The sequence below is a fragment of the Pseudomonas sp. 1176_21 genome (assembly GCF_052850635.1).
This window is the reverse complement of sequence record NZ_VXCV01000004.1, coordinates 354,377-372,355: the sequence shown is the minus strand read 5'-3', so window position 1 is coordinate 372,355 and position 17,979 is coordinate 354,377. Positions and strand designations below refer to the sequence as shown.

The 17,979-nt window shown below is 65.7% G+C and carries 10 protein-coding genes; 6 read left to right on the top strand and 4 right to left on the bottom strand.

What is annotated here, in order from left to right; all coding sequences use genetic code 11:
- Window positions 1-112: 112 nt before the first annotated feature.
- The 3 genes from FW760_RS12545 (at window position 113) to FW760_RS12535 (ending at window position 4,159) form a co-directional block, all read left to right on the top strand.
- Entirely contained in the window at window positions 113-1,270 is a 1,158-nt protein-coding gene (locus tag FW760_RS12545) for an iron-containing alcohol dehydrogenase (protein ID WP_043860647.1), read from the top strand.
- Window positions 1,271-1,280: 10 nt separating this feature from the next.
- Window positions 1,281-2,612, top strand: a complete 1,332-nt coding sequence (locus FW760_RS12540) for an APC family permease (protein ID WP_043860646.1) — start codon at window positions 1,281-1,283, stop codon at window positions 2,610-2,612.
- Window positions 2,613-2,734: 122 nt separating this feature from the next.
- A complete protein-coding gene (locus tag FW760_RS12535; RefSeq protein WP_054915058.1) occupies window positions 2,735-4,159 on the top strand; it encodes a gamma-aminobutyraldehyde dehydrogenase in 1,425 nt (474 codons plus the stop codon).
- A 95-nt stretch (window positions 4,160-4,254) separates the two neighbouring features.
- Here FW760_RS12535 and FW760_RS12530 read toward each other — a convergent pair whose 3' ends face one another.
- From FW760_RS12530 to FW760_RS12520, 3 genes are all read right to left on the bottom strand, one after another.
- The gene (locus FW760_RS12530) at window positions 4,255-7,185 is read right to left on the bottom strand and encodes a dermonecrotic toxin domain-containing protein (RefSeq protein WP_446443811.1); all 2,931 of its coding nucleotides are present in this window, start codon (window positions 7,183-7,185) and stop codon (window positions 4,255-4,257) included.
- A 131-nt stretch (window positions 7,186-7,316) separates the two neighbouring features.
- Window positions 7,317-9,488, bottom strand: coding sequence for a membrane-targeted effector domain-containing toxin (locus FW760_RS12525; RefSeq protein WP_446443810.1), 2,172 nt, complete (start codon window positions 9,486-9,488; stop codon window positions 7,317-7,319).
- 1 nt (window position 9,489) lies between these two features.
- Complete coding sequence (locus FW760_RS12520) at window positions 9,490-10,218, bottom strand: dermonecrotic toxin domain-containing protein (RefSeq protein ID WP_446443809.1); 729 nt, start codon at window positions 10,216-10,218, stop codon at window positions 9,490-9,492.
- Window positions 10,219-10,433: 215 nt separating this feature from the next.
- Here FW760_RS12520 and FW760_RS12515 point away from each other — a divergent pair, with 215 nt between their 5' ends.
- Both FW760_RS12515 and tadA read left to right on the top strand, forming a co-directional pair.
- The gene (locus tag FW760_RS12515; protein ID WP_043860642.1) at window positions 10,434-11,816 is read left to right on the top strand and encodes a multicopper oxidase family protein; all 1,383 of its coding nucleotides are present in this window, start codon (window positions 10,434-10,436) and stop codon (window positions 11,814-11,816) included.
- Window positions 11,816-12,298, top strand: a complete 483-nt coding sequence (tadA, locus tag FW760_RS12510) for a tRNA adenosine(34) deaminase TadA (protein WP_054915054.1) — start codon at window positions 11,816-11,818, stop codon at window positions 12,296-12,298. Before FW760_RS12515 ends, tadA begins: the two co-directional genes overlap by 1 nt.
- 84 nt (window positions 12,299-12,382) lie before the next feature.
- Here the strand turns inward: tadA and mltF are convergent, their stop codons facing one another.
- Window positions 12,383-13,843: a membrane-bound lytic murein transglycosylase MltF gene (mltF, locus tag FW760_RS12505; RefSeq protein WP_043860640.1), complete on the bottom strand. Its 1,461-nt coding sequence runs from the start codon at window positions 13,841-13,843 to the stop codon at window positions 12,383-12,385.
- Between the two features lie 236 nt (window positions 13,844-14,079).
- On the opposite strand from mltF, the gene purL reads away from it, so the two are divergent.
- Window positions 14,080-17,979 carry a phosphoribosylformylglycinamidine synthase gene (gene purL / locus FW760_RS12500; protein WP_043860639.1) on the top strand — a complete coding sequence of 1,300 codons (3,900 nt, stop codon included), beginning with the start codon at window positions 14,080-14,082 and terminating at the stop codon, window positions 17,977-17,979.

Below are 17,979 nucleotides of genomic sequence, written 5' to 3'. Positions count from 1 at the left end.
ATCGGCTACCGCCACAACAATAACCAGACACCCACCGCCCAGGCGGCCCCTCTGACTCGTCTGCCATAACTACAACATTGCAAGTGCGCCCCAGTGCGAGAGGAACCTACCGATGCAATTCCAGTTTCTGTTACCTACCAAGATCGTCATGGAACCTGGCCTGCGCCAGCGTACCGGCGAGCACCTGACCGACCTGGGCCTGCGCCACGTGCTGCTGGTCACCGACCCGGGCGTGAAGAACGCCGGCCTGCTCGACAGCATCTATACCAGCCTGGACAAGGCCGGCGTGCGTTATGACGAGATCGTCGACGTCAAGCCCAACCCGCGCAGCGAAGACGTCAACCGCGCCGCCGAGCTGTATCGCGGCAAGGGCATCGACGGCGTGCTGGCAGTGGGTGGCGGCAGTGCGATGGACGCGGCCAAGGCGATCAGCGTACTGCTGACCCACGACGGCAAGGTCGAGGACTACGAAGGTGCCTTCACCCTCAAGGGCCCGGTGCTGCCAATCGTGGCGATCCCGACCACCGCAGGCACCGGCAGCGAGGTCACGTTCTTCTCGGTGATCACCGACACCCGCCGCCAGTTCAAGATGAGCATCCTGGACTACCGCATCGGCCCGGTTCTGGCGCTGCTCGACTCGGACATCACCGCCACGCTGCCGCCGCACATCGCCGCCGCCACCGGCATGGACGCGCTGACCCACGCCATCGAGGCCTACACCGGCAAGCCGGCCAACCCGATCAGCGACGGCCTGGCCCTGCATGCCATTCGCCTGATCGCGCAGTACCTCAAGCCCGCCGTGCAGGAGCCGGACAACCGCGAGGCCCGCGAACAGATGCTGATCGCCAGCCTGATTGCCGGCATGGCCTTCGGCAATGCCGACATCGCCAGCGTGCACTGCATCTCCGAAGCCATCGGCGGCATGTACGACACCCCGCACGGGGTGGGCAACGCGATCTTCCTGCCGTTCGTTTTCAGCCATAACCGCGACGCCGACCTGCGCCGCCATGCCGATGTCGCCTATGCCCTGGGCATCGACCCCAATCTTGGCGCCAGCGCTGCCGCCGAAGCGGGCGTGGAGCAGTTGTTCCGCATGAACCGCGAGCTGGGTATTCCGCGTTTTGCCGATGTGGCCGGGGTGCGCGAGGAGGACTTCCTGGCCATCGCAGAGAAGTCCAAGAGCAACATTTCCGATGCGAGCAACGCCAAGGAGATGTCAGTCGAGAGCTACCTCGACGTGATCCGCGCCGCCTACACCTACGCAGCCTGAGGCCCTAACCATGAGCGCATCGACTTCCTCCGCGCACCTGCGCCGGACCCTCGGGCCGGTGTCCGTGCTGTTGTTCGGCCTGGCCTTCATCGCCCCGCTGATCGTGTTCGGCACCTATGGCGTGATCGCCCAGGCCAGCCAGAACACCGTGGCGCTGTCCTATGTGGTGGCCTCCATCGGCGTGATCTTCACCGCCCTGAGCTACGGGCGCCTGGTGCGGATCTTCCCGGCGGCCGGTTCCGCCTACACCTACACCCGCAAGGTGTTCAACCCCGGCATCGGCTTCATGGTCGGCTGGGCCGCGCTGCTGGACTACTTCTTCATCCCGATGCTGATCTGGCTGCTGGGGGCCAGCTACCTGAGCCTGGCGTTCCCGGATGTACCGCAGTGGTGCTGGATCACCGGCTTCATCGTTTCCACCACCTTGCTCAACATCCTGGGCATCCAGGTCGCCAACCGCTTCAACATCATCCTGATGCTGATCCAGCTGACCATCATCGCGGTGTTCATCGCGCTGTGCTGGCACTACGTGTCGGCCATCAACGGCCCGGGCGGTCTGCTCTCGGTCAAGCCGTTCTTCAATGCAGACGTGCCGTTCTCGGCCACCATGGCCGGGGCCGCGATCGCCGCCTATTCGTTCCTGGGCTTCGACGCGCTGTCGACCCTGAGCGAAGAAACCGTCGAGCCCGAGCGCACCATCCCACGTGCCATCCTGCTGGTGGCCCTGATCGGCGGCAGCCTGTACGTGGGCTCTTCGTACTTCATGTACCTGGCGCACCCGGCGGGCCTGTTCGAGAACATCGACGGCGCGGCCTTCGAAATCGCCAAGACCATCGGTGGCGACCTGTTCTTCGGCGTGGTACTCACCGGCATCATCATTGCCCACTTCGCCGCCGGCTTGTCGTTCCAGGCCAGCGTGGGGCGTCTGCTGTATGCCCTGGGCCGCGACAACCAGCTGCCGCAGAAGCTGTTCGGCGTGCTGCACCCGCGCTACAGGACCCCGGTGTTCAACATCGCCCTGTGCGGGGCCTTCGGTTTCGTCGGGTTCGGCCTGACCATCGCCACGGCTACTTCGCTGGTCAACTTCGGCGCCTTCCTGGCCTTCACCTCGGTCAACCTGTGCGCACTGAAACTGACCTTCGACCGCAGCATCGGCGACAAGGCCGGCGTGGTCCGCGGGGTGATCTTCCCCCTGGCCGGCGCCTTCACCTCGGGCTGGATGTTGATCAGCCTGGATGCCGACGCGCTGATTCTCGGCTGTTGCTGGGTGCTGCTGGGGCTGGTGTACCTGGCCTGGCGCACCCGGCTGTTCAGCACGGCAGTGCCTGAAGCCGCACTCTGAACCTGCGGGCGCCCGGCGCCTGCCCCCCCTGTAATGCTCCCCCTGTGCGCAGCCCGGCTGCGGGCACGGGGCGCTTGCGACTTTTTTATGGCGGCGGCCAACCTCGCCGCACAGGAGAACCCATGCAAACCTGCCTGCTGATCAATGGACAACTCATCGCCGGTGAAGGCGAAACCCTGGCGGTGCTCAACCCGTCCCTGGGGGCCACGCTGGTGGAGATCCCCGAGGCCAGCCTGGCCCAGGTCGATGCCGCGGTGTGCGCTGCGGATGCGGCGTTCGACAGCTGGTCGCAGACCACCCCCAAGGACCGTTCGCTGCTGCTGCTCAAACTGGCCGATGCGATCGACGCCCACGCCCCGGAGCTGGCGCGCCTGGAAGCGGACAACTGCGGCAAGCCCTACGCGGCGGCGCTCAACGACGAGCTGCCGGGCGTGGCCGACGTGTTCCGCTTCTTTGCCGGTGCCAGCCGCTGCCTGCAAGGCAGTGCCGCCGGCGAGTACCTGGAAGGGCACACCTCGATGATCCGCCGCGACCCGGTGGGCGTGGTGGCCTCCATCGCACCGTGGAACTACCCGCTGATGATGGCCGCCTGGAAGCTCGGGCCGGCCCTGGCCGCAGGCAATACCGTGGTGCTCAAGCCGTCCGAGCAGACGCCGCTGACCACCCTCAAGCTGGCGCAATTGATGGCGGAGATTTTCCCGGCAGGCGTGGTGAACGTGGTCTTCGGCCGCGGCCCGAGTGTCGGCAAGCCCCTGACCGGGCACCCCAAGGTGCGCATGGTGTCGTTGACCGGCTCGGTGGCCACGGGCAGCCGCATCATCGCCGGCACCGCCGACAGCGTGAAACGCATGCACATGGAGCTGGGCGGCAAGGCCCCGGTGATCGTGTTCGATGATGCCGATATCGATGCCGTGGTCGAAGGCGTGCGCAGCTTCGGCTTCTACAATGCCGGCCAGGACTGCACCGCCGCCTGCCGCCTGTATGTGCAGAAGGGCGTGTACGCGGCGTTCGTGAAGAAGCTCGGCGAGGCGGTGGCCAGCATCCGCTACGGCCTGCAGGACGACCCTGACACCGAGCTCGGGCCGCTGATCACCCAGCAGCATCTGGAGCGCGTGGAAGGCTTTGTGCAGCGCGCCCGCGAGCAGTCGCACATCGAGGTGGTGACCGGTGGCCAGCGTGTCGCCGGGCCAGGGTTCTTCTTCGAGCCGACCGTACTTGCCGGCGCCCGGCAGGACGACGAGGTGGTGCGCCATGAGATCTTCGGCCCGGTAGTCACGGTCACCGCCTTCGACGACGAGGCCCAGGCCCTGGCGTGGGCCAACGATTCGGACTACGGCCTGGCCTCCTCGGTGTGGACCCGCGACGTGGGCCGCGCCCACCGTTTGGCCGCACGCCTGCAATACGGCTGCACCTGGGTCAACACGCACTTCATGCTGGTCAGCGAAATGCCCCACGGCGGCGCCAAGCTCTCCGGCTATGGCAAGGACATGTCGATGTATGGCCTGGAGGACTACACCACCGTGCGCCATGTGATGTTCAAGCACTAGTTGACGCACCAGGCCTAGCGGCCCGGTTGCCGCGAGGCGAAAGCAAGGGCAAGGCCAGGCGGCCTTGCCCTTTTTTCATCGCCGCCTGCCTGGCGTCACAGCGGCACGTACTTCAAGCCGTACCGGGACAGCTGGAAGGCCATTTCCGACAGGTCCGGCAGGCGTCGCTTGTCCAGCCATGGCCAGCTGGCGCGTTCGATATAGATGAACTCACCGTCCCTTGCGATGGGCGTGTAGTGCAGCGCCAGGTCCTTGCTGCGGTGTATCAGGGTCATCTTGCCGTCGATGTCCTTGAAGCCGAACGCCCCCGGTTTGGCCAGCCGGCTTTCCAGCGTGCCCGAGGCCGAGGGCGGCTGGGCAATCGGCACCTGCAGGCGCAGGTCGCCCTGCACGCGGGTTTCGCGGATACCGTCGTCCACTGCGTAAAGCCCCGGGTCGCGGCCGACGCTTGCGCTGCTGCCGATTTCGATGTCCTCGACGCGCACACCGATCACACCTTGCAGTTCGCTGACCCCGGGCACGCTCTCGAAGGTGTTGGCGTGGGTGTTGCCCATCAGTGCAACCCATTTGCCGGCGCCATGGGTAGCCTGGTCGGCAGCGATCACGCGGTGGGCGAAGAAGTTCATCATCTTCTGGCGAATCGCGGGTGGTCGGGGGCCCATCCATGCCTGGCGGTAACTGGCCATGCAATCGATGGCCTGTATCCGGATGCCCTGTTTCTGCGCGCTCCTGAGCACCTGCATGAAGGTGTAGCGCTGGGCGGGGTCGGTGTGCCAGCCGCGGTCCAGATCGGTCACGTAGGTCTTGAGTGCCTGGGGCATCTGCCCGGTCTGGTTGAACAGGTCCAGGTCGGCCTGCTGGAAGTCGGTCATCAGGTGCTCCATGTACAGCACCCGCACCTTCTGCTGCTTGAGCAGGGCCATGTTCTCGATCAGAAACTGCTTGCTGCCCAGTTGTGAATGGGCTTCGCCGACCACCAGGCCCTCGCTGTTTTCGTACACGCTGCGAATGATCTGCCTGGCGCTGGCATCGGCAGCCAATGTTGGCAGCGGTGGCCGCTGCGGCAGGCTTGCGGTGCTGAAAAACGCTTCGGCGTCGTCGACCAGCAGGTCGCGCAAGGTGCGAAATTGCGCGTAGGCCTGTTCGCGGGCGGGGTTGTTGGGGGAGAACGTGCGCCCGCTCAGGTTCGACTCCTCGCCACCGTTGGAGGCCTTGAGCAATTCGGGCTGCAGCGCCTTGTCGACTTCATAGGGGGTGGGCACGCGTTCCGGGCCGGGCGCGGGTACCTGGGCCTGGCCCCAGAGCTTGAGGCGAAAGCGTGGCGCCCCGCCTTTAAGACCCTGCTCCAGCGGTTGCCATACGCCTTCGTCGTTCAGGCCAATGGGCACGTTGCGGTAGAACGAGTAGGGGTTTTGCGGGTCGACCACCGCCCATGAACGCAGCTCGCCGATGTAGCGCACGTGATAGGGGAACCCGTCTATCTGGGCATAGAAGCCATCGTCCAGGGTGTAGATACCCTGGAATTTGCCGCTGCCGGTGGCGTGCCCGTCCAGCAGCACGTTGGTTTCGAACGGGGCCAGCAGTTGCGAGCGCTCGGCCGGTATCAGCGGCGCAGGTGCCCACTCGGCGAGTTCCGCCGGGGTGGCCATTGGCGTGTGTTCGGGCTCGACGGGTGCAGTCTGCGTGCCCGCGTCCAGGCTGGGTTCGATCTCGGCGATTTCACCGGTGACGGCCGGGCCTGCGAGCAGGGTGGCATTGAACAGCGTGTTGATGGCCGCCAGCACGGCGCCGATCACGCCGGCCTTGCGTTGGGCAGTGGTGTGCCCGTTGACCGCCTGATCGATGTTCAGGCCGGTTTCGGCCAGCCCGGCGCCCACGGCAGCCAGCGCTACCGGCCAGTCGACCGCGGCCATGGCACTGGCGAAGGTGCCGAAGGCCTTGAGGTAGCCGATCCACAGTTGCTTGCGCAGGTCGGCGTTGGAGCGCAGCGAGAAGTTCGCATCGTCGATCATGCGCTGACGCGCTGCATCGCGCAGGTGGGTGAACCCGTCGCCATGCACGGTCGTGTTCGACTGGTTGAGTGCGTCGTGACCGTTGCCGCCCCAGTTGTTGAACAGCACGTCGATCAGGTGCTCGAGCCCCACCGCGCTGGCTTTTTCGCCGCGGTCCGCAAGGGCGAAGTGGGTCATGAAGCGTGCGCGGTTCTGCGCCGCATTGGTGTTGTGCAGCACCCACCAGTACAGCTCGCTGTGGTTGGCGAACAGGTGCAGGGCGTCGACCTCGCCCGGGATGTAGAGCAACTGGTAACCGTCGTCGAGTTCCACTCGCAGGATATCGGTGGCCACATGGCCGCCGATGTCGAAGGTGCACAGGCGCACCCCCGCCACCGGCCTGGCCTGTTGTTGCAACTGGCTCAGCGAGGGCGGCCAGCTGGCGTCACCGGCCAGGGCAGTGGCCACCCGCCGCAAGCGTGCCAGGCGGGCGGGGTCGGTCTGGTGCGCGCAGGTTTCGAGCACCTTGCTCAGGAAGTTGGCCTTGGCCAGGGTGCGGAAGTTGTCCGAATGACGGGCCCAGAAGCGGGTCAGGTCCTGGTGGAAGGCGCTGCAGAAGTCGACCTTCCACAGCTCGTCGAGTACCTCGCGCGGGGCCATCGGCACTTCATCGCGCTCATCGAACAGGCCGGTGCCCGGCCCGCGGCTGTAGAAGCCGGTGCGGTAGCCGAGCAGGTCGGCGTTGTCCTGGTCGTTGACATCGAACCGCTGCATCACCAGTTGCGGCAGTGTCAGCGATTCGCTGGGCGGGCCGAGGTGTTCCCAGCCGCTGAAGGTGCGCGGGCTGCTATGCGCGGTGTTGAACCGGTGCAGGTACACCGCGTCCGGGTCCAGCGTGCTGCGGGTGTGTTTCTTCAGGATATGGCTGGCGATTTCGCGGGCCATCTGGCGCATGTCGGGGCAATGCTTGACCAGTTGTCGGGCCAGGTTCTGCAGCTGTTCGTGGTCGTGGGTCTGTTGGGCGGTCAGGGGCATGGCGATACTTCCGTGTCAGGGGCGAGGGGCCAGCTTGGCCGGGGGCGGCGAGCAGCGTGCGGTAAGTAAGTAGTGCGGGCCGCCCAGCCAGCCCGGGCCGTCCAGGCAGCAAGCAAAGCTGGGCGGCGCCGTTACAGTGGCACGAAGGTCAGCCCGTTGGATGTCACCAGGGTCGACAGTTGCGCCAGGCTTGGCATGCGGCGCTTGTCCACGCGTGGCCAGCTCGCCCGATCGATGTAGTAGAACGTGCCGTCTCGTTGGATGGGGGTGTAGTGCAGCGTCAGGTCCTTGCTGCGGTGGATCATCTGCAAGGTCCCCTCCACCTGGGTGAAACTGAAGGAGCCGACAGCGCGCAGCTTTTCTTCCAGGGTGCGTGCCACGCCGTGTGCGGGAGCAATGGGCACCTGCAGCAGCAGGTCGCATTTGACCGCCGCCAGGTTGGCCGCCTGGTCGGGTTGGATACCGGGGTCCACGCCGAATCGCACAGGCAGCCCGCACTCGATGTCTTCGATGCGCAGGCCGATGGCGCCCTGCAGCTCGGCAAGCCCTGGCACGCCGTCAAACGTATTGGTGTGGGTGTTGCCCACGAAGGCGATCCACCTGCTGGGGTGCAGGGCCTGGTCTGCTGCAATGACCCGATGGGCAAAGAAGTTCATCATCTGTTGGCGGATCGGGCCCGGCGGGGTGGCCAGCCAGGCCTGACGATAGCTGGCCATGCAGTCGATGGCCTGGAGGCGGACCTGGTTGGCCTGTGCGGTGAGCATCACCTGCTGGAAGGTATAGCGTCCGCTGCTGTCGGTGGCCTGGCTTCGGTCCAGTTCGGCCACATAGTCGCGCAGGTGCTGGCTCATGTTGCCTGTGCGGTTGAACGCATCGAGGTCGGCCTGGTGAAAGTCCGTCAGCAGATGCTCCAGGTACAGCACCTTGACCTTCTGCTTGCGCAGTTGCGCCATGTTGTCGATCAGAAAGCGTTTGCTGCCCAGGTGTGCGTGGCATTCGCCGATCACCACGCCGTCGCAGCGGGAGTAGCAACCACGCAGGATCTGCTTGGGCGCCGGGTTGCTTTCGAACAGCGGCAGTTGCGGGCGTGGCGGCAGCTCCACCGTGCTCAGGTACTCCCTGGCGTCGTTCAGCAGCTTGCTGCGCAGTGTGCGAAACAGGTCGCAGGCTTGTTCCAGGTGTGGCTGATTGGCCCGGTAGGTAATGCCGCTGAGCTGTTCGTCATCCACCGAACGCAGCTGTGCCTGCTGGCGTGGGAGCAACTCGTAGGGCGTGGGGATACGTTCGGCAGGGGGTGGCGCGTAGTCGCTGCGACCCCACAGTTTGAGGCGAAAGCGCGGTGTACCCCCCAGAAGGCGGCCCTGTGCGACGGGCTCCCACTGCTGTTGCGCAGTGAGCCGGATGGGCACGTTGCGGTAGAACGAAAAGGGCGCGTTCGGGTCGATCACCACCCAGCTCTTGAGCTCGCCCACGTACCGCACCTGGTAGGCGAAATCGCCGATCGCTACATAGAAACCGTCGGCCAGCGAGTAGATGCCCTGCATCTTGCCAACCCCGGGTTTTTCACCATCGAGCAGGGCATTGGTCTCGAAGGTGGCCAGGCGCTGGGAAGCCGGTGTCGGTCGCAGGGGGGCGGGCACCTGGGCGTCAATATCCTCGGCAGTGGCAAGGGGTTCGTCCTCGGCCTCCACATAGGGCTCGGCGACGGCGGGCACCTCGCCGTCGACCCGTATCGCTTCACCGGTCTCCTCGCCGAGCAGCGTCGCGTTGAACAGCGTGTCGATGGAGGCCAGTACGGCGCCGATGACGCCCGCCTGGCGCTCGGCAGTGGTGTGGCCGTTGATCGCCTCGTCGATGGACAGGCCGGTCTCGCCAAGCCCTGCGCCCACGGCAGCCAGTGCAACCGGCCAGTCGAAGGCGGCCATTGCCCCGGCGAACCGGGTAAAGGCACGCAGGTCCGCCACCCACATCTGTTTGCGCAGGTCGGCGTTGGAGCGCAGGGCGAAGTGCGCGTCGTCGCTCATGCGCTGTCGCGCCGCATCGCGCAGGTAGCTGAATGCATCCTGCTCGACCGGCTTGTCCAGCAGGTTGATGGCATCGTGTGCGCTGCCGGCCCAGTTGGAGAACAGCAGGTCGATCAGATGCTCGAGCCCGACCCCGGCGGGGTTTTCGGCATGGCTGGACAACGCGAAGTGGGCCATCAGGCGCGCGCGGTTATCTGCGGCATTGGTGTTCTGCAGCACCCACCAGTAAAGCTGCGCAGGGTTGGCAAACAGGTGCAGGGCCGTGACCTCGCCGGGCATGTTACAGCACCTGGTAGCCATCGGGCAGCACGGCACGCAGCATGTCGCTGGCGACGTAGCCGCCGATGTCGAAGGCATGCAGGCGCACCCCCTGGTCGGGAACATGCGTTTGCTGCAGTTGTTCGAGGGTGGGCGGCCAGTCGGTGACGCCGGCCAGTGCCCGGGCCAGCAGGCGGTAGCGTTTGCGCTGTTCGGGCAGGTCTGCGTGTTTGCAGGCTTCCACCACCTTGCTCAGGAAGTTGGCCTTGGCCATGCTGCGAAACGCCTCTGCACTGTCGGCCCAGAACGCCTGCATCTTCTGCCTGAAGACCGAGCTGAAGTCGATCTGCCAGAAGTAGCGCAGCACATCGGCCGGTGCCATGGGGACTTCGTTGCGTTCGTCGAACACCCCGGCATGCGCGCCTTCGCGGTAGAAGCCGGTGCGGTAGCCGAGCAGGTCGGCGTTGTCCTGGTCGCTGGCGTCGAAGCGCTGCATCACCAGTTGCGGCAACGTCAGCGACTGGTAGGGCAGCTCACGGTGTTCCCAGCCGCTGAAGCTTCTGGGGTTGGACTGGGCCGCCTTGAAACGGTGCAGGTACACGGTGTCCGGATCGAGGCTGCTGCGGGCGAACTTCTTCAGGGCGTCGACGGCCACCTCACGGGCCATCTGGCGCATGTCCGGGCAGTTGACGACGAGCTGGCGCGCAATGTCCTGAAGCTGCGCGCGTTGTGGGTTGGGGGGCTGGGGCATGGCGATCCTTCCTTGGTCTGGGCCATGGCAGGATGGGCTGGCTCCAGCGGGCAGGTGCGGTAGATAGTGCTGCGCGGGTGGGTGCGGCATCGTGTGCCGCTGCCGGGGCAACTCTTCACTTAAAGTTTCGCAAATGCAGGTGTATCGTATTCGCCCTTACCGCCAGCCCGGTCATGGCTGGCAGGCTGTTTTCGCGATACGAGGTGCCTGTTCCGATGTCCTTTACCCGTCGACAAATGCTCAAGGGGCTGACTGGCCTGGTGGTGGTTGGCCTGGGCGCCGGGGGCGCCGCACGTTACTGGATGGGCAAGGTCGAGGACGAGCAGGCCGGGCATGACTATGAACTGATCGCCGCGCCGCTGGACGTCGAGCTGGTGGCCGGACACACCACCCAGGCCTGGGCGTTCGGCCCGTCCGCGCCGGGTACCGAGCTACGGGTGCGCCAGGGGCAGTGGCTGCGGGTGCGGTTCATCAACCACCTGCCGGTGGCCACCACCATCCACTGGCACGGTATCCGCCTGCCGCTGGAAATGGACGGCGTGCCCTACGTGTCGCAGCTGCCGGTGCTGCCGGGCGAGTACTTCGACTACAAGTTCCGCGTGCCGGATGCCGGCAGCTTCTGGTACCACCCCCACGTCAACAGCAGCGAAGAGCTGGGCCGCGGCCTGGTCGGCCCGCTGATCGTGGAGGAGCGCGAGCCCACCGGTTTCAAGCACGAGCGCACCCTGAGCCTGAAGAACTGGCACGTGGACGAGCAGGGCAACTTCGTCGAGTTCAGCGTGCCGCGCGAAGCGGCCCGTGGCGGTACCGCAGGGCGCCTGATCACCATCAACGGGCAGCCCGACGCGGTGGTGGAAATGCCCGCCGGGCAGATCGTGCGGGTGCGCCTGCTGAACCTGGACAACACCCTGACCTACCGCATCAACCTCAAGGGCGACTTCGAGGCGCGCATCTATGCGCTGGATGGCAACCCGATCACCCCGCGCCCATTGGGCAAGGACTACTGGCTGGGCCCCGGCATGCGCATCTGCCTGGCCATCCGCATGCCGGCAGCCGGTGAGGAGCTGTCGCTGCGCGACGGCTCGGTGCGCCTGGGCACCCTGCGTTCGGTGGCCAGCAGCGAGGCACCGGGCGACTGGCCACCGGCGCTGCCGGCCAACCCCATCGCCGAGCCGGACCTGGCCAACGCCGAGAAGATCAACTTCAATTTCGAGTGGGTAGGCTCGGTGTCGGTCAATACCGAGAACGGCAAGCCGCCAAGCCTGTGGCAGATCAACGGGCAGGCCTGGGACATCACCGACAAGACCTGTTCCGACCGGCCGATTGCCACCTTGAAGAAGGGCAAGAGCTACATCTTCGAGCTCAAGAACATGACCCAGTACCAGCACCCGATCCACCTGCACGGCATGAGTTTCAAGGTGCTCAGCTCCAATCGCCACAAGATCCCGGAGCAGTACTTCACCGACACCTACCTGCTGGGCAAGAACGAGCGGGCGCAGGTGGCGCTGGTGGCGGATAACCCCGGCACCTGGATGTTCCATTGCCACGTGATCGATCACATGGAAACCGGCCTGATGGCCGCCATCGAGGTGGCGTGATGCGTCAGCCGCAGATCATCGATCGCAGCCGCGACCAGCACTTCATGCGCCTGGCGCTGGAGCTGGCGGCGCAGGGGGCGGCGTTGGGCGAGGTGCCGGTGGGCGCGGTGCTGGTGCAGCACGGCGAGGTGATCGGGCAGGGCTTCAACTGCCCGATCAGCGGCAGCGACCCCAGCGCGCACGCCGAAATGGTGGCCATTCGCGCGGCGGCGCAGGCGGCCAGCAACTACCGGCTGCCGGGCAGCACGCTGTATGTGACGCTGGAGCCGTGCAGCATGTGCGCCGGGCTGATCGTGCATTCGCGGGTCAACCGCGTGGTGTTCGGGGCCCTGGAGCCCAAGGCAGGGATCGTGCAGAGCCAGGGGCAATTCTTTACCCAGGGGTTTCTGAACCACCGGGTGCTGTTCGAGGGCGGGGTGCTGGCCGAGGAGTGCGGGGCGATTCTGACCGAGTTCTTCAGGGCTCGGCGGGCCAAGGCCTGATAACCGTGGTGTGCCCATCGCGGGTCAAGCCCGCTCCCCCGTTGTTGCGGGAGCGGGCTTGGCCCGCGATACAGGCGCTGCAAACTAGAGCGGCGGCGAAGCGTCGGCCGGCTTGGTCTTGTTGACCCCCGGCACATGCAGGTTGCCTTCGGCCACCTGGCTGCCCTCCAACTGCGGCTGGGTCACCCAGGTCAGGATGTCGTAGTAGCGCCGGATGTTGGCCACGAAATGCACCGGCTCGCCGCCACGGGCATAGCCGTAGCGGGTCTTGCTGTACCACTGCTTCTGCGACAGGCGCGGCAGCATCTTCTTCACGTCCAGCCACTTGTTCGGGTTCAGCCCCTCGCGCTTGGCCAGCTTGCGTGCATCGTCCAGGTGGCCGCTGCCCACGTTGTAGGCGGCCAGGGCAAACCAGGTGCGGTCCGGCTCCTCGATGTCGTCATCGAGCTCCTTCTTCACATGCATGAAGTACTTGGCCCCGCCCTCGATGCTCTGGCGCGGGTCGAGCCGGTTGGACACGCCCATGGCCTGGGCGGTGCGCTGGGTCAGCATCATCAGCCCGCGCACGCCGGTCTTGGAGGTGACCTCGGCCTGCCACATCGACTCCTGGTAACCGATCGCCGCCAGCAGGCGCCAGTCCACCTGTTCCTTCTTGGCCGAGGTCTTGAAGTGGTTCTCGTAGCGCGGCAGGCGCTGCTGCAGGTGCTGGGCGAAGGTGTAGGCGCCGACATAGCCGAGCACGTCCACGTGGCCGTAGTAGCGGTCCTTGAGCCGTTGCAGGGTGCCGTTCTTGTGCACCTTGTCGATGAATTCGTTGATTTCGTTGAGCAGGCTGTTGTCTTCGCCGGCCGCCACCGCCCAGCGCTGGTCGCGCCCGTCGCCCAGGTCGAAGGCGACCCGCACGTTGGGGAAGTACACCTGGTTCATCGCCACTTCGTTGGAGTCGACCAGGGTCAGGTCGATCTGGCCCTCGTCGACCATGCGCAGCAGGTCGACCACCTCGACCTGGTCGGATTCTTCATATTGCAGGGCCGGGTACTGTTTTTTCAGCTCTGCCAGCTGTTCGGCATGGCTGCTGCCCTTGAGTACCAGAATGCGCTTGCCGACCAGGTCGCCGGCGTCGGTGGGGCGGGGCTTGCCGTTGCGGTAGATGATCTGCGGGGTGACTTCGAGATACGGGTGAGAAAAACGTACCTGCTGCTTGCGCTGCTCGCTGCTTACCAGGCCCGCTGCCGCCAGCACCGGGCCGTTCGGCTGGCCGAGCTGGTTGAACAGGTCGTCGAGGTTGTCGGCGGTCTCGATCTGCAGCTTCACGCCCAGGTCGTCGGCAAAGCGCTGGACCAGCTCGTACTCGAAGCCGGTTTCGCCGTTGCGGTCCTGGAAGTAGGTGGCCGGGCTGTTGCGGGTGATCACGCGCAGCACGCCGTCCTCCTTGACACGCTCCAGGGTGCTGGGTTTTTCAACACAGGCACCGAGCATCAGGAAGAGTCCGGTTGCGATGAGCCATTTGGCACAACGCTGGCGCAAAGCAGTCTGGGCAAACATAGGGTGCAGTATACGCAAAGGACCTGCCGCGCCATATCTCGACAACATCCGGCTTGTCTGCTAGCACAGCCCGATAAAACCGCGTCGGGACGGGTTTTTGTCATCTCGTGAAGCACTCTTGTCGGCTTGCCGACATTCGGCCTGTCGCCGATGCAGCGTTTCGGGTGCCGTCGGCGGCGGTTTAGGCTAGAATGCACGGCCTCTAAGCACACCCCCTTCCTGAGGCTGTCCCGACGATGTTGATCCTGCGCGGCGCTCCTGCCCTTTCTGCCTTTCGCCACGGTAAATTACTCGAGCAACTGAGCCAGAAAGTCCCCGCTGTTAGTGGTTTGTACGCTGAATTCGCCCATTTCGCCGAGGTTGACGGCGAGCTGAGTGCCGACCAACAGCATGTGCTCGCGCGCCTGCTCAAGTACGGCCCGAGCGTGCCGGTACAGGAGCCCAGCGGTCGCCTGTTCCTGGTCATGCCGCGTTTCGGCACCATCTCGCCCTGGTCGAGCAAGGCCAGCGACATCGCCCACAACTGCGGCCTGGAGAACGTCAAGCGCCTGGAGCGTGGTACTGCCTTCTATGTCGGCGGTGAACTGAGCGAGGCCGATGTGGCCGCCGTCGCCGAGCTGCTGCACGACCGCATGACCCAGATCGTGCTGGGCAGGCTCGAAGAGGCCGCCGGCCTGTTCAGCCATGCCGAACCCAAGCCGCTGACCGCCGTCGACATCCTCGGCGGTGGCCGCGCCGCGCTGGAAAAAGCCAACGTCGAGCTGGGCCTGGCCCTGGCCGAAGACGAGATCGACTACCTGGTCACCAGCTTCCAGGGCCTCAAGCGCAACCCGCACGACATCGAACTGATGATGTTCGCCCAGGCCAACTCCGAGCACTGCCGCCACAAGATCTTCAACGCCAGTTGGGATATCGACGGCCAGAGCCAGGAAAAAAGCCTGTTCGGCATGATCAAGAACACCTACCAGATGCACAGCGAAGGCGTGCTGTCCGCTTACAAGGACAACGCCTCGGTGATCGTCGGTTCCACCGCCGGGCGCTTCTTCCCGAACCCTGAAACCCGCCAGTACGGCGCGGTGCAGGAGCCGGTGCACATCCTGATGAAGGTCGAGACCCACAACCACCCGACCGCCATCGCGCCGTTCCCGGGGGCCTCCACCGGTTCCGGCGGCGAGATCCGCGACGAAGGTGCCACCGGTCGCGGCGCCAAGCCCAAGGCCGGCCTCACCGGCTTCACCGTGTCCAACCTGCAGATCCCCGGCTTCGAACAGCCTTGGGAAAAGCCCTACGGCAAGCCGGAGCGCATCGTCACCGCGCTGGACATCATGATCGAAGGCCCGCTGGGCGGCGCGGCGTTCAACAATGAATTCGGGCGCCCGGCACTGACCGGTTACTTCCGTACCTTCGAGCAGTCGATCAACACCCCCCACGGCGAAGAAGTGCGCGGCTACCACAAGCCGATCATGCTCGCCGGCGGCATGGGCAACATCCGCGAAGGCCATGTGCAGAAGGGCGAGATCACCGTCGGCGCCAAGCTGATCGTGCTCGGCGGCCCGGCCATGCTGATCGGCCTGGGTGGCGGTGCTGCCTCGTCGATGGCCACAGGCGCCAGCTCTGCCGACCTCGATTTCGCCTCGGTACAGCGCGAGAACCCTGAAATGGAACGCCGCTGCCAGGAGGTCATCGACCGCTGCTGGCAGCTGGGCGATGCCAACCCCATCGCGTTCATCCATGACGTCGGCGCGGGCGGCCTGTCCAACGCCTTCCCCGAGCTGGTCAACGACGGCGGCCGTGGCGGTCGTTTCGAGCTGCGCAATGTGCCCAACGACGAGCCGGGCATGGCGCCGCTGGAAATCTGGAGCAACGAGTCCCAGGAACGCTACGTGCTGGCGGTCGACGCCAAGGACCTGGAGCGTTTCACCGCCATCTGCGAACGCGAGCGCTGCCCGTTCGCGGTGGTCGGCGAAGCCACTGCCGAACCGCAACTGACCGTCACCGACAGCCACTTCGGCAACAGCCCGGTGGACATGCCGCTGGAAGTGCTGCTGGGCAAGGCCCCGCGCATGCACCGTTCGGTCAGCCGCGAAGCCGAGCTGGGCGACGATTTCGACCCGAGCACCCTGGACCTCGCCGACTCGGTACAGCGCGTGCTGCGCCACCCGGCCGTGGCCAGCAAGAACTTCCTGATCACCATCGGTGACCGCACCATCACCGGCCTGGTCGCCCGCGACCAGATGGTCGGTCCATGGCAGGTCCCGGTGGCCGACGTGGCCGTCACCGCCACCAGCTTCGACGTGTACACCGGCGAAGCCATGGCCATGGGCGAGCGCACCCCGCTGGCCCTGCTCGACGCCCAGGCGTCCGGGCGCATGGCGATCGGCGAGACCCTGACCAACATGGCGGCCTCGCGCATCGGCAAGCTGTCCGACATCAAGCTGTCGGCCAACTGGATGTCGGCTGCCGGCCACCCCGGTGAAGACGCGCGCCTGTACGACGCGGTCAAGGCCGTGGGCATGGAACTGTGCCCCGAGCTGGGCCTGACCATTCCGGTGGGCAAGGACTCGATGTCCATGAAGACCCGCTGGGAAGATGAAGGTCGCGAGAAGACCGTGACCTCGCCGATGTCGCTGATCGTGACCGGCTTTGCCCCGGTTACCGACATCCGCAAGACCCTGACCCCGCAACTGCGCATGGACAAGGGCGAAACCGACCTGATCCTGATCGACCTGGGTCGCGGCCAGAACCGCATGGGCGCCTCGATCCTGGCCCAGACCCACGGCAAGCTCGCCAGCCAGGCACCGGACGTCGACGACGCCGAAGACCTCAAGGCGTTCTTCGCGGTGATCCAGGGCCTGAACGCCGACGGTCACCTGCTGGCCTACCACGACCGCTCCGACGGCGGCCTGCTGGCCACCGCGCTGGAAATGGCCTTCGCCGGCCATTGCGGGCTGAACCTGGAACTGGACACCCTGACCGGCAAGCGCGAGAAAGTCGCGGCCATCCTCTTCAACGAAGAGCTGGGTGCGGTGATCCAGGTGCGCCAGGACGCCACCCCGGACGTGCTGGCCCAGTTCAGCGCCGCTGGCCTTGGCGAAGACTGCGTGGCGGTGATCGGCAAGCCGGTCAATTGTGCCGACGTGGCCATCAGCCTGAACGGCGAAGTGCTGTTCACCGGCGACCGCCGCCTGCTGCAGCGCCAGTGGGCCGAGACCAGCTACCAGATCCAGCGCCTGCGCGACAACGCCGACTGCGCCGACCAGGAGTTCGACGGCCTGCTCGAGGAAGACAACCCGGGCCTGAGCGTCAAGCTGGGCTTCGACGTCAACCACGACATCGCGGCGCCTTACATCAAGAAGGGCATTCGCCCACAGGTGGCGGTACTGCGCGAGCAGGGCGTCAACGGCCAGGTGGAAATGGCTGCGGCGTTCGACCGTGCCGGCTTCAACGCCATCGACGTGCACATGAGCGATATCCTCGCCGGTCGCGTCGACCTGAACGAGTTCAAGGGCATGGTTGCCTGCGGCGGCTTCTCCTACGGTGACGTGCTGGGTGCCGGTGAAGGCTGGGCCAAGTCGGCGCTGTTCAACAGCCGCGCCCGCGACGCCTTCCAGGGCTTCTTCGAGCGTAGCGACAGCTTCACCCTGGGTGTGTGCAACGGTTGCCAGATGATGTCCAACCTGCACGAGCTGATCCCGGGCAGCGAGTTCTGGCCGCACTTCGTGCGTAACCGCTCCGAGCAGTTCGAGGCGCGCGTGGCGATGGTCCAGGTGCAGGAGTCCAACTCGATCTTCCTGCAGGGCATGGCCGGTTCGCGCATGCCGATCGCCATTGCGCACGGTGAAGGGCATGCCGAGTTCGCCAGCGAAGAGGCACTGCTGGAAGCCGACCTGTCCGGTTGCGTGGCCCTGCGTTTCGTCGACAACCACGGCAAGGTCACCGAGACCTACCCGGCCAACCCGAACGGTTCGCCGCGCGGGATCACCGGCCTGACCAGCCGCGACGGGCGCGTTACCATCATGATGCCGCACCCTGAGCGGGTATTCCGTGCGGTGCAGAACTCGTGGCGCCCGGATGACTGGAACGAAGACGCCGCCTGGATGCGCATGTTCCGCAACGCGCGGGCCTGGGTGAACTGA

Bases quoted from the DNA above. Each gene is read 5' to 3' on its own strand.
- FW760_RS12545 (WP_043860647.1), top strand. From the start codon at position 113: ATGCAATTCCAGTTTCTGTTACCTACCAAGATCGTCATGGAACCTGGC.
- FW760_RS12540 (WP_043860646.1), top strand. From the start codon at position 1,281: ATGAGCGCATCGACTTCCTCCGCGCACCTGCGCCGGACCCTCGGGCCG.
- FW760_RS12535 (WP_054915058.1), top strand. From the start codon at position 2,735: ATGCAAACCTGCCTGCTGATCAATGGACAACTCATCGCCGGTGAAGGC.
- FW760_RS12530 (WP_446443811.1), bottom strand. From the start codon at position 7,185: ATGCCCCTGACCGCCCAACAGACCCACGACCACGAACAGCTGCAGAAC.
- FW760_RS12525 (WP_446443810.1), bottom strand. From the start codon at position 9,488: ATGCCCGGCGAGGTCACGGCCCTGCACCTGTTTGCCAACCCTGCGCAG.
- FW760_RS12520 (WP_446443809.1), bottom strand. From the start codon at position 10,218: ATGCCCCAGCCCCCCAACCCACAACGCGCGCAGCTTCAGGACATTGCG.
- FW760_RS12515 (WP_043860642.1), top strand. From the start codon at position 10,434: ATGTCCTTTACCCGTCGACAAATGCTCAAGGGGCTGACTGGCCTGGTG.
- tadA (WP_054915054.1), top strand. From the start codon at position 11,816: ATGCGTCAGCCGCAGATCATCGATCGCAGCCGCGACCAGCACTTCATG.
- mltF (WP_043860640.1), bottom strand. From the start codon at position 13,843: ATGTTTGCCCAGACTGCTTTGCGCCAGCGTTGTGCCAAATGGCTCATC.
- purL (WP_043860639.1), top strand. From the start codon at position 14,080: ATGTTGATCCTGCGCGGCGCTCCTGCCCTTTCTGCCTTTCGCCACGGT.